The sequence below is a fragment of the Pseudomonas chlororaphis genome, assembly GCA_001023535.1.
Classification (GTDB): domain Bacteria; phylum Pseudomonadota; class Gammaproteobacteria; order Pseudomonadales; family Pseudomonadaceae; genus Aquipseudomonas; species Aquipseudomonas chlororaphis_E.
The window spans coordinates 3,048,592-3,060,197 of the sequence record CP011020.1 but is presented as its reverse complement, the minus strand read 5'-3'; the positions used below and the strand labels follow the sequence as shown (position 1 = coordinate 3,060,197).

Below are 11,606 nucleotides of genomic sequence, written 5' to 3'. Positions count from 1 at the left end.
AATAGAAAGATGGATTATCCAAAAAGTGTACCCAGCGCCGGGTTGGTCAATGGCAAGTTCGTTGATGAAAACCCGCTGACCGGCACGCCCGGCTCCTTGATTCCGGCAGCCTGGGGCAATGGCGTGACCCAGGAAATCGTGAATGTCATCAAGGCGGGGGATCTGACGCCAGATGAAACCCAGAATGATCAATTGCTCGAGGCGATTCAGTCGGTCACGGCCAAGGGCTGGAACCAGGACCTCGCTCTTCCGATCGCCGCTTTACCGCTGCCAACGATTGCCACGGCGGACGCCCGACTGGCCATAACCCCGGTAGCACTGTCTACCAGCGGCGGTCGTGTCTCGATTCCGGCGGGTACATACATCAGCCTCGGACAAGAGGTGCTGAGTGGGCGGTTGGGGCGGTCACGTACCTACTTGACGGCAAACTGGAGCAGCGCCGATTTGTTGCCCAGCAGCAGTTATTTTCTACGAGCGCAGGTCATAGGCGGTGTGCTGACGTTCTATATGCAGCGTGGCAGCCTGTATGACCTCCCTCCGGAATCCTTGAAGGGCACTGTCAATGGCGCGTCCGGCGGCGGATTCGCGTCCACCCCCCTGGACATGTGCCTGGCGTGGGTCATGACCGGGACGCCAGGTTCCGCGCCGACTGTTCGCGCCATCTACAACCGCGCTCAATTGACTTGGACACAAACGGTCAATGGCACGGGGGTGGTGTATCTGCCACTGGATCCGCATGCTCGTGCAGCGCGGCTCGTGGCCGGCAATCCGACCCCCGCGCCGAACGCCGTCACCTCGCTGGCGTTCGTCCAAACTGGATGGCTTGGAGGCAACTACAGCTACCTGTCTCCCGTTGCGACAACGCCTGGCAACAATGCCGTGGGTTGGGCAACCCCTTCAAGCCCGTACATGTGCGTGTTGTTCTCCAACAACGTCGTCAATGACGTGAGCGTGTCCACGGTCACGGCCAGTTTTGACCATACCCAGTCGCGTTCGCTGTGGCAGTCGTACCAGGCCGAGCACACATTAGGCGCAACGATCGCTGACAGTGACGAGCTGCTATTGAGCATGGGGATCAAGGGACACCAGGCGCTGACGGATTACAGCGTGGGTATCGGCGTCAACTTCATCAACGCAGTCAATGTCCACCTGTCCTGGGAGATCATCCGATGAAAGTCATTCAAGAACTGCATGAGTACGAAGATGGGCTTCGTCCGCCTCCGCCTTCTCCCGCCCATGCCTGGGAGGACGGCAAGTGGGTGTTCAATGACGAGCGTGCGGCCGAGCTGTTGCGCCAGGAAGTCGAGCGCCTGAGCGCCTGTGTCGATGCCGCTGCCGACAGCGCACGGCGCACACTGGTCGGCGATCCGTTGCGGGCCTTGGAGTACCAACAAGCCGCTGTGCAAGCGCAGGCTTTCAAGGATGAAGGCTACCCGAAGAAAGCCGTCCCGTTGGCCGTTTCTGCGTGGGTTGTCAGAGGGCGCACCGCCAGGCAGGCGGCCGATCAGATACTCGCCAAAGCCACTGAATGTGAAGCGACCCTGCTGGCGCTACGTGAGGTGCGCCTCAAGGCCAAGGCGCGGATCCAAGGGCACCTTGCCAAAGGTCATGCGGATCTGGCCAACCAGGCCGCTGATGAGGTGCTGGCGGCTATCCGGGCGCTGACAGTCCGCGCCTGAGCCTGATCTTAGAGAGAGCAATAACATGGATTATCCAAAAAGTGTGCCCAGCGCGGGCTTGGTGGGCGGCAGGTTTGTCGATGAAAATCCCCTGACGGGGACACCGGGGTCCTTGATTCCGGCCAGTTGGGGGAATGGCGTCACGCAGGAAATAATCAATGTGATCGAGGCCGCGGGGATCACGCCATCGGAAGAAACCTACAATCAATTGCTATCCGCGCTGCGTGGCGGCGGGTTGTTTCTGACCGCCCCGCAGTTCGATAACGACAAGAGCGTGGCCACCACGGAGTTTGTCGTTCGCAATGGGGTCCAGTATTGCGGTTTTGACGTGTATGCCGGCAGTACCACGCTGACGCTCAAGGATGTGGGGGGCGTCGCCAGCTTCGCCAGCTAAACCCCGGTGACTGCCAAGTTGCCAGCGACCGCGGGAATCCTGCAGGGCGCTACGGTCCTGATTGTCAACGCGGGCAATGGCGTCGTGACCGTTTCAACGTCTTCGGCGGCCGACAGATTGTCCGGGTCCAATGGCGCGGAGGGCGTCATCAGCATTGGGCTGGGAGAAACGGCAGCCTTCATCAAGCTCAGCAACCAATGGCGCCTGATTGGCGGCACGGCGGCCCTGAAGTATTCGGCCATGTCGTCTTCATCGTTGCAGCCCAATGGCTGGAAGCGGATTCCCGATACCACCAGCCCGACGGGCTACGTGATCGAGCAATGGGGCGTGTCATCGAGCGGCGCGGATGCCAATGGTGTGCTGGTGACGTTTCCGATGTCGTTTCCCAACGCCGTCAGGAACATCACCGTGACCGACGGGGGCCCCACCTGTGCGGCATTCGGTGTCTCCATCGCTTCGCTGAGTCAGTTCAGGCTGTATGGTCGGGACTATAACGGCGCCTACTCAAACTGGACTGGCCTCTGGCGGGCGATTGGCTACTGAAAAGGAGATCGTCATGTTGCTTTTTTACGCCCCATCCACGGGTGGCTTTTACAACTCCATCGACCATTTCGGGAAGCTTCCTGAAGATGCCGTCGAGATTTCGGAGCACACCTACAACGGGTTGTTCGCAGCGCCTTTTTTAAACAGGTCCATAGCGTCGGATACCAACGGGCATCCGGTCTTGTCCGAGCGTTTGGTCAACAAGGTCGAGGCACAAATCATCAGCGAGACACACTGGCGCGATGCTCAGCTCAACGCCACCGACCGGCTCGTGGCTCGCGATCGCGATGAGATGGATGACGGAGGCGGCACAACGCTGGACCAGGCCCAGTACACACAACTGCAGGCCTATCGACGTGCCCTGCGAGAGTGGCCGCAGGACGAGCTGTTTCCGGCGGCTGAGCACCGACCTGTTGCGCCGCCCTGGCTGGCGACGCCATTTCAGTAATGTTTTTTCGATGGTCAGGCTATGGACATCACACAAGCACAACTTGCCCTCATCATGCCCAACGCCCGCTCCCAAGCGGGCGTTTTCATTCCAGCCCTCAACACCGCCATGTCCCGCCACCGTATCGATACGCCTAAACGCATTGCTGCGTTTTTGGCGCAGATCGGCCATGAGTCGGGGCAGTTACGGTACGTGCGCGAACTCGGCAGCGAGGCCTATCTAAGCCAATACGACACTGGCGCGTTGGCCGCTCGCCTGGGCAATACGCCGGTGGCGGACGGCGACGGCCAGAAGTATCGCGGCCGAGGTCTGATCCAGATTACCGGCCATGACAATTACCTTCGCTGCAGTCAGGGGCTGTTTGGCGATGCACGTTTGCTGGCCTTGCCTGAGCTTCTTGAACAGCCGCAATGGGCCAGCGAATCCGCCGCCTGGTTCTGGGAACAGAACGGCTTGAACGAGCTGGCCGATCGCGACCAGTTCAACAGCATTACCCGGCGCATCAACGGTGGTTTGAACGGCCTGCAGGATCGTCTGCAGCTCTGGGCGCGGGCGAGGGCGGTGCTATGCCAGTCTTCGGCCTGATGCCGTTTTCCTTGCGCACCTTCGGCGTCGTTGCCTTGCTGATGCTGCTGGCCGGTGGGCCGGCGGCCCTGGCATGGCGGCTCCAGGATTGGCGCTATGGCCGCCAGTTGGCGCAAATGGCCCAGTCCCGGGCCGAGACGCTGAATCAATTGGCCCAGGCAGCAGCGACGCAACACAAGGCCGAGCAAGACAAGCGCCTCGTCCTGGAACAACGGCTTGCCGCCAGCGAACAAACCCACTACCGAGCCTTGAGCGATGCCCAACGTGACCAGGATCGCCTGCGCGATCGCCTTGCTACTGCCGATGTCCGGCTGTCAGTCCTCCTCGACGCCAGCGATGCCCCCGGCGGCTGTGCGCTGCCTGCCGCCGCCGGCGCCAGCGGCATGGATCATGGCGCCCCACGCGCCCGACTTGACCCGGCGCATGCTCAACGAATTATCGCCATCACCGACGCCGGCGACCGCGGATTGATCGCCCTGCAGGCTTGCCAGGCCTACGTCAGGGCCTTGGTTCGGTAATCCGGCGAGCCTTGCAAGCGTCGACCGCTCGTGTACGGTAGGCCTTCATCGCGTCGAATCTGGAGAGCACCGTGGACGACATTACCGAACTGGCCGCTGAATTGGGTCGGCGCTTGCAGTTGCTCAATGCCCATGTCACCACCGCCGAGTCCTGTACCGGGGGCGGGATTGCCGAGGCGATCACGCGGATCCCAGGGAGCTCGGCCTGGTTCGAGGCCGGTTACGTGACTTATTCCAATCGCCAGAAGACCCAGCAACTGAATGTACCCAGCGGCTTGTTCGAGACGGTGGGGGCGGTCAGCCGCGAGGTGGTCGAGGCCATGGCCCAGGGCGCCCAGCATAAAAGCCTGGCGCGGTTTGCCGTGGCGGTCAGCGGCGTGGCCGGGCCCGACGGGGGCTCACCGCACAAACCGGTGGGCACCGTATGGCTGGCCTGGGGCGTTGGCGCGACGGTGATCAGTGAGCAGCGCTTTTTCCCGGGCAACCGGGATGAGGTCCGCCGACAAACGGTGAAGGCCGCGCTAGAGGGGCTGCTGCAGCATGCCTCGGTAGAAATCTCAAATCAGGGGTAGGCGATCTTCAATCCCTGTGGAATAATACTGGCTACTTATACAGGTGTTGGCCGCCAGGCCTTATTGATTACGTGAGGACTTTAATGGACGACAACAAGAAGAAAGCCTTGGCTGCGGCCTTGGGTCAGATCGAACGTCAATTCGGCAAGGGTGCCGTAATGCGTATGGGCGATCAAGACCGTCAGGCTATTCCTTCCATCTCCACCGGCTCCCTGGGCCTGGACATTGCGCTGGGCATCGGCGGCCTGCCAAAAGGCCGGATCGTTGAAATCTACGGCCCTGAGTCGTCCGGTAAAACCACGCTGACCCTGTCCGTGATCGCCCAGGCCCAGAAAGCCGGCGCGACCTGCGCCTTCGTCGACGCCGAACACGCCCTGGACCCGGAATACGCCGGCAAGCTGGGCGTCAACGTCGACGACCTGCTGGTTTCCCAGCCGGACACCGGCGAACAGGCCCTGGAAATCACCGACATGCTGGTGCGTTCCAACGCGGTTGACGTGATCATCGTCGACTCCGTTGCCGCCCTGGTGCCAAAAGCTGAAATCGAAGGTGAAATGGGTGACATGCACGTGGGCCTCCAGGCTCGCCTGATGTCCCAGGCCCTGCGCAAGATCACCGGTAACATCAAGAACGCCAACTGCCTGGTGATCTTCATCAACCAGATCCGCATGAAGATCGGCGTGATGTTCGGCAGCCCGGAAACCACGACCGGCGGTAACGCGCTGAAATTCTACGCCTCGGTTCGCCTGGACATCCGCCGTACTGGCGCGGTGAAAGAAGGCGACGAAGTGGTCGGCAGCGAAACCCGCGTCAAGGTTGTGAAGAACAAGGTGGCTTCGCCGTTCCGTCAGGCCGAGTTCCAGATCCTCTACGGCAAGGGCATCTACCTCAATGGCGAAATGATCGACCTGGGTGTGTTGCACGGTTTTGTCGAGAAGTCCGGTGCGTGGTACGCCTACAACGGCACCAAGATCGGTCAGGGCAAGGCCAACTCGGCCAAGTTCCTGGCGGACAACCCGGAAGTCGCTGCGGCCCTCGAGAAGCAACTGCGCGACAAGCTGCTGAGCCCGGTTGCCGACGTCAAGGCAGTGGCCAGCCGCGAGACCGCTGACGACCTGGCTGACGCTGACATCTGATCGACTCGATGACCGTCGTACTCGATACCCTCGTCGCGGTGCGGCGAACGGCGATGGATCTGCTTGCCAGGCGCGAGCACGGGCGGGTCGAGCTGACGCGTAAGCTGCGTCAGCGCGGTGCGCCCGATGAGTTGATCGACACGGCCCTCGACCGTTTGACCGAGGAAGGCCTGCTGTCGGAAGCTCGCTACCTTGAAAGCTTTGTCTCGTATCGCGCCCGCTCCGGTTACGGTCCGTTGCGAATTCGCGAGGAGCTGGGCCAACGGGGTTTGCAACGCCCCGATATCGAACTCGCCCTGCGCGAAAGCGGTATCGATTGGCAAGAGCAATTGACGGACACCTGGCGCCGCAAGTTTTCCGGGCATTTGCCCATCGATGCACGGGAACGCGCTAAGCAAGGGCGATTTCTGGCATATCGGGGGTATTCCATGGAGATGATCAACCGTTTGTTCAGCGGTCGCGGTCTGGATGATTGAACAAAAAGGCCCGCTATTTCGATAGCGGGCCTTTTTTTATGGGCTCAAGTCGCCTTGATCGGCTCCCATGTAAGGGGTTGGACCTTCTGGGTGGGTTCGGCCCAGTTCTCTGCCATGTTGATGTAGTCCACCAGTTCCCTCAAACGACCGTGATCGCGGGCGTTGAAGGTAAAGGCCAGTCGCGTCAGATGGCTGAAGCGAGCCTCATCGTGTTCTTCGTCGCTGTAGTCATGCTGATGAAAGCAGTCATTGAGGCACAGGTCGGCGAAGGCCACCTGCATCTGTTGGAGCGCCTGTTCGCTGAGCTTGTGGTTCATGCGAATCACGAACTGGTGCTTGAGCCAGCGGCTGGAGTGGAAGTTGCGATAGAACTGGTTGATCTCCTCCACGGCGTCTTCGGCGTTGTACACCAGGCGCATCAGTTTCATGTCCGTGGGCAGGATGTAGCGGTTCTCCTCCAGTTGTTCACGGATGAAATCCAGGGCGCCTTGCCAGAACTTGCCGCCCGGCATGTCCAGCAGGACCACCGGCACCAGCGGGCTCTTGCCGGTCTGCACCAGCGTCAATACCTCAAGGGCTTCATCCAGCGTGCCGAAGCCGCCCGGGCAGAGCACCAGCGCGTCGGCTTCCTTGACGAAGAACAGTTTGCGGGTGAAGAAGAAGTGGAACGGCAGCAGGTTCGGCGTGCCTTCGACGGTCGGGTTGGCGTGCTGTTCGAATGGCAGGGTGATGTTGAACCCCAGGCTGTGGTCGCGTCCTGCGCCTTCATGGGCCGCCGCCATGATGCCGCCGCCGGCACCGGTGATGACCATCATGTCCGAGCGCGCCAGCGCCACCCCGAGTTCCCGGGCCAGGCCGTACAGGGGATGCTCGATCGGCGTCCGAGCCGAGCCGAAGACGGTCACCTTGCGCCGTCCCTTGAACTGTTCGAGCGTGCGGAAGGCGTGTTCCAGTTCCCGCAGTGCCTGGAGGGTGATCTTGGCATTCCAGCGGTTGTGATCTTCCTGTGCCATACGCAGTACGGTCAGGATCATGTCGCGATAGATGGGAAGGTTCGGGCTGTTGGGTGAGACCAGGTTGAGTTGTTCTTCAACCTTGTGGATGAGGTCGTGGCCGTGGTTTTCAAAATGACGACTGAGCAGGTCATTCGGTTTATAAGGCATTCAACTTCTCCTTCTTGGCAGGACGAATCCAGATCCTCGCCCCGATCGTTGCTGTCTTGATCATGGCGCTCAAAAGTGACAGTTGGCAACCGCTGGATGCAGGCATGGATGCGCTGCGCCGCTCGTCAGATGACCAGCCACGCGTACAGGGCTCTGATTTACTGAGTATCAAGCGTGCCCATGCAAGCAGATGCCCAGGGCTGGGTGCCACGCGGTGGATTGAGGACGGATCGTGCAGGGAGGCGTGAAAGATGAGGGTGACACTGGAACTCGACAGGCAGTTGTATCTGATGCTGCTGGAGTCGGCCCAGGCCAATCGAGTGAGCCTGGAGGAAGAGTGCTGCCGCCGGTTGGAAGGGCGGGCCTGGCGCTCGCGCTACCTACAGGCGCTGGTGGAGGAATTGCGCGCCGATGATGAGCAGCGGCGCGACAGTGGCCTGTGTGGTTGATGCCTACAGGCCACGGGGCCGGCAGGGTTACTTCTTCGGCTTGGTCGCTTTCGGGCAATCCGATTCCTGGAAGCGTTCCGTGGCGACCGGGCGGTTGGTCTTGACCTCGGTAAACTCGTAACGCATCGTCGCGCCCTTGGCCATCAGCTTACGGAAACCCGGGTTGGTGCACACCGTGGAACCCAGCTGGAAATACACGGCCTTGGGGTCTGCACGCATTTTCTGGGCGTGGCTGCTCTGCACACTGAGGTGGTTGATCAGCTCGGTGCCTTCGACGGTGTAGCCCTGGTCGAGAATATCTTCGTTGATCGCCCGCGGCGTACCGATGCTGCTTTCCTTGGCAACGTTCTGCAGCATCTTGTTCAGTTCGAGTTCTTTCAGCGAGGCAGCCTGAGCGCTGAAGGACGTCGCCAGCAGAACGGCAACGGTAGGGACGATAAGGCGCAGCATGAAACTCTCCTGGTTCAGTGACGGTTTGTTCGACCGATCACATGACTGTGCGTTCAGTGGCCGGGAATTATAGGGGAGCCAGGGTGGACGGTACAGGCTTGCGCGCTCTGGTAGACTGCCGGCCTTTATTGCCCTGCCGAGTGTTGTTCGTGTCCAGTTCCCTTGTACGTCGGTGTCGTCCCCGATGAAACATGCCCCCAACGCCGTCGCCTGCCTGCGCGACCAGCGTATCGATGAAGGCATCAAGCCGCTCCAGGCTCGTGGCTGGCGGGCTCCCCGTTGCAGCGCCTGCCGGGTGATCGAGAGTCATTGCCTGTGTGCCTGGCGGCCGACTGTCGAGACCCGTTCCGGGGTCTGCCTGATCATGACCAACAAGGAAGTGTTCAAGCCGAGCAACACCGGTTGGCTGATTGCCGACGTGGTGCGCGACAATCACGCGTTCATCTGGTCGCGTACCGAGGTCGACAAACAACTGCTGGCGCTGCTGAACGACCCGCAATGGCAACCCTACCTGGTGTTTCCGGGCGAGTACGTCGAGCCTTCCCGGGTGACCCACACAGTTGACCTCGATCACGCCAGGCGCCCGTTGTTCATCCTGCTGGACGCCACCTGGACGGAAGCGCGGAAGATTTTTCGCAAGAGCCCGTACTTCGACCGGCTGCCGATCCTGAGCCTGCTGCCCGACCGGTTGTCGCGCTACCGCTTGCGCCGTTCGACCCGCAGCGAGCACCTGTGTACCGCCGAGGTCGCGGCGTTGTGCCTGGAACTGGCAGGAGACAGCGATGCCGCGTCGGCCCTGGACGCTTATTTCGACGTGTTCAGCCAGCACTACCTGGGGGCCAAGCGCCAGCAGGCGGTGAATGTCTCGACCCCGGCCCACGCCGAGTTGCAGCCCTTCATTCGCACTGCACCTGCCGTGTTGGCGCAATAGTGGCCCATACTGGACGCAAGGGCGGCCGTGCTGCTTGACCACCCCGGCTTCGCTGGGCATGCTTGGCGCCGACCCGGGTGCGGCCAACGGCTAAGATGCTGTGTTTGGCGCTAAATGTGCCCCTGTGGATTTGAGTTGTTTTGGCAGGGCGCGAATGCATCGGCCCGCCATTAAAAACAGGATCATTGAAAAAATGGCCACATACGAAATCCTGATTGCCGACGACCACCCGCTCTTTCGCAGCGCGTTGCGTCAGGCAGTGACCCTGGGCCTCGGCCCGGATGTCCGGTTGACGGAGGTGGCCAGTATCGCGGAGCTGGAAGCCCGGCTGACTGAAAAGGCTGACTGGGATCTCGTCCTGCTGGACCTGAACATGCCAGGTGCCTATGGTTTTTCAGGCTTGGTACTGTTGCGCGGCCAATACCCGCAGATTCCCGTGGTGATGGTTTCGGCCCAGGAAGAAGCTTCGGTGATGGTCAAGGCGCGCGAATTCGGAGCCAGTGGGTTCATTCCCAAGTCCAGTTCCCTGGAGATGATCCAGAAGGCCGTGAAGGCGGTGCTCGATGGCGATGTGTCCTGGCCATCGCAGGCATTCGAAGCCGTGAGTGTCTCCGAAGAGGCCAAGGCCGCCAGCGAGGGCCTGGCCAGCCTCACGCCACAGCAGTTCCGGGTATTGACCATGGTGTGCGAGGGGCTGCTGAACAAGCAGATCGCCTATGAGCTGAACGTGTCGGAGGCCACCATCAAGGCCCACGTCACGGCGATCTTTCGCAAGCTGAACGTGCGCACCCGGACCCAGGCGGCCTTGCTTTTGCAACAACTTGAGTCAATTTCGCCGCAGGCTTGAAGGACGGCTTCACGCTTTTTTGACCGGACTTGAATTAGCTTCTCCACTCCTTTTCGATCAGTGCCTACTCTATGTCACCTTTTAAAGGCCAAACCGGCCTGAAACGCATCCTCAACGCCTCCGGCTATTCCCTGGACGGGCTGCGCGCCGCGTTTGTCGGTGAAGCGGCTTTCCGTCAGTTGGTGCTGCTCAATGTCGTGCTGATCCCGTTGTCGTTCTTCCTGAACGTCAGCCGGGTCGAGCAGGCGCTGTTGATCGCGGTCTGCCTGTTGGCATTGATCGTGGAGCTGCTCAACTCGGCAGTGGAAGCGGCGATCGACCGCATTTCCCTGGAACTGCACCCCTTGTCGAAAAACGCCAAGGACATGGGCAGCGCTGCCCAACTCGTCGCCCTGACGATGATCGCCCTGGTGTGGGGCGTGATCCTGCTTTAACCCTTCAGGCAATGGCCGGCAGCACGATCTCGTCGCTGCGCTGGACCCCGGCGGTGAAGGCTCGGCACAGCTCCAGGAATTCACGCATGGCCGAGGTCTGGTACTTCTGCTTGTGCCAGATGAAGTAGAACTGCCTTGCCAGGTCCATGTCCGGGGTTTCCACGGCCACCAGGCTGCCACGGCGGAAGGCGTCGCGCAGGGCCAGGCGAGAAATGCAGCCGATGCCCAGGCCCGACTCCACGGCGCGCTTGATCGCCTCGGTGTGTTCCAGTTCCAGGCGAATGTTCAGCGCGCTGCGATGATGACGCATGGCCTGGTCGAAGGTCAGCCGCGTGCCCGACCCCTGTTCGCGCAATATCCACGCTTCGTGGGTCAGCTCCTCCATGCTTGCCTGGCCGCGTTTGGCCAGGGGGTGCTGCGGTGCGCAGAACACCACCAGTTCATCTTCGACCCAGCTCTGCACCTCGATGTCCGGGTGGTTGCAATCGCCTTCGATTAGACCCAGATCAATTTCATAATGGGCCACCTGGTGCACGATATTGGCAGTGTTCTGCACATGCAGCTTCACCTGGCTTTCCGGATGACGCTGCATGAAGCCGCCGATCAGCAGGGTCGCCAGGTAATTGCCGATGGTCAGGGTCGCGCCGACCGCCAAAGAACCGAAACCGGACTTGCCGTTGAGCAGGTCTTCGATCTCCTTGGCCTGGTCCAGCAGCGCTACGGCTTGGGGCAGCAGTTGTTTGCCGAGGGCGTTGAGGCTCAGGCGCTTGCCGGCACGGTCGAACAGTTGGCAGCTCGATTGCCGCTCCAGTTCGGTGATGGAAGTGCTGGCCGCCGATTGCGACAGGTTGAGCAGGCCCGCAGCGCGAGACACGCTCTCTTGCTGGGCGACGGCGACGAAGACTTGAAGTTGACGTAGAGTAAATCGCATATCTATATAACCGATAACCCTTATCTTAATAATTCAGTTAACAGATATTG

At 60.8% G+C, this 11,606-nt stretch carries 15 protein-coding genes and 1 pseudogene; 13 read left to right on the top strand and 3 right to left on the bottom strand.

Annotated features, from left to right (window positions below):
* Positions 1–9 precede the first annotated feature (9 nt).
* From VM99_13560 to VM99_13520, 9 genes and pseudogenes are all read left to right on the top strand, one after another.
* Complete coding sequence (locus VM99_13560) at positions 10–1,173, top strand: phage tail protein (protein ID AKJ99046.1); 1,164 nt, start codon at positions 10–12, stop codon at positions 1,171–1,173.
* Complete coding sequence (locus tag VM99_13555) at positions 1,170–1,679, top strand: tail fiber assembly protein (protein AKJ99045.1); 510 nt, start codon at positions 1,170–1,172, stop codon at positions 1,677–1,679. Before VM99_13560 ends, VM99_13555 begins: the two co-directional genes overlap by 4 nt.
* Positions 1,680–1,704: 25 nt before the next feature.
* Positions 1,705–2,616, top strand: a pseudogene (locus tag VM99_13550) (tail protein).
* 13 nt (positions 2,617–2,629) lie between these two features.
* Entirely contained in the window at positions 2,630–3,064 is a 435-nt protein-coding gene (locus tag VM99_13545) for a hypothetical protein (GenBank protein AKJ99044.1), read from the top strand.
* Between the two features lie 21 nt (positions 3,065–3,085).
* On the top strand, positions 3,086–3,649 hold the full coding sequence (locus VM99_13540; GenBank protein AKJ99043.1) for a lysozyme: 564 nt from the start codon (positions 3,086–3,088) through the stop codon (positions 3,647–3,649).
* A complete protein-coding gene (locus tag VM99_13535) occupies positions 3,631–4,167 on the top strand; it encodes a lysozyme (GenBank protein AKJ99042.1) in 537 nt (178 codons plus the stop codon). Before VM99_13540 ends, VM99_13535 begins: the two co-directional genes overlap by 19 nt.
* Positions 4,168–4,238: 71 nt before the next feature.
* Complete coding sequence (locus VM99_13530) at positions 4,239–4,739, top strand: damage-inducible protein CinA (GenBank protein AKJ99041.1); 501 nt, start codon at positions 4,239–4,241, stop codon at positions 4,737–4,739.
* A gap of 83 nt (positions 4,740–4,822) precedes the next feature.
* The gene (locus tag VM99_13525) at positions 4,823–5,875 is read left to right on the top strand and encodes a recombinase RecA (protein AKJ99040.1); all 1,053 of its coding nucleotides are present in this window, start codon (positions 4,823–4,825) and stop codon (positions 5,873–5,875) included.
* Between the two features lie 8 nt (positions 5,876–5,883).
* Positions 5,884–6,351, top strand: a complete 468-nt coding sequence (locus VM99_13520; protein AKJ99039.1) for a recombinase RecX — start codon at positions 5,884–5,886, stop codon at positions 6,349–6,351.
* 44 nt (positions 6,352–6,395) lie between these two features.
* Here the strand turns inward: VM99_13520 and VM99_13515 are convergent, their stop codons facing one another.
* A complete protein-coding gene (locus tag VM99_13515) occupies positions 6,396–7,514 on the bottom strand; it encodes a cytochrome D ubiquinol oxidase subunit II (GenBank protein ID AKJ99038.1) in 1,119 nt (372 codons plus the stop codon).
* Positions 7,515–7,765: 251 nt separating this feature from the next.
* Here VM99_13515 and VM99_13510 point away from each other — a divergent pair, with 251 nt between their 5' ends.
* The gene (locus VM99_13510; protein ID AKJ99037.1) at positions 7,766–7,963 is read left to right on the top strand and encodes a hypothetical protein; all 198 of its coding nucleotides are present in this window, start codon (positions 7,766–7,768) and stop codon (positions 7,961–7,963) included.
* 27 nt (positions 7,964–7,990) lie between these two features.
* Here VM99_13510 and VM99_13505 read toward each other — a convergent pair whose 3' ends face one another.
* Positions 7,991–8,413, bottom strand: coding sequence for a hypothetical protein (locus VM99_13505; protein ID AKJ99036.1), 423 nt, complete (start codon positions 8,411–8,413; stop codon positions 7,991–7,993).
* 184 nt (positions 8,414–8,597) lie between these two features.
* On the opposite strand from VM99_13505, the gene VM99_13500 reads away from it, so the two are divergent.
* From VM99_13500 to VM99_13490, 3 genes are all read left to right on the top strand, one after another.
* Positions 8,598–9,344 (top strand): DTW protein, encoded by a 747-nt coding sequence (locus tag VM99_13500; GenBank protein AKJ99035.1) that lies wholly within the window; start codon positions 8,598–8,600, stop codon positions 9,342–9,344.
* A gap of 193 nt (positions 9,345–9,537) precedes the next feature.
* A complete protein-coding gene (locus VM99_13495) occupies positions 9,538–10,191 on the top strand; it encodes a LuxR family transcriptional regulator (protein ID AKJ99034.1) in 654 nt (217 codons plus the stop codon).
* A gap of 71 nt (positions 10,192–10,262) precedes the next feature.
* Positions 10,263–10,625 carry a diacylglycerol kinase gene (locus VM99_13490; protein ID AKJ99033.1) on the top strand — a complete coding sequence of 121 codons (363 nt, stop codon included), beginning with the start codon at positions 10,263–10,265 and terminating at the stop codon, positions 10,623–10,625.
* Between the two features lie 4 nt (positions 10,626–10,629).
* Here VM99_13490 and VM99_13485 read toward each other — a convergent pair whose 3' ends face one another.
* The gene (locus VM99_13485) at positions 10,630–11,556 is read right to left on the bottom strand and encodes a LysR family transcriptional regulator (GenBank protein ID AKJ99032.1); all 927 of its coding nucleotides are present in this window, start codon (positions 11,554–11,556) and stop codon (positions 10,630–10,632) included.
* Between the last annotated feature and the right edge of the window lie 50 nt (positions 11,557–11,606).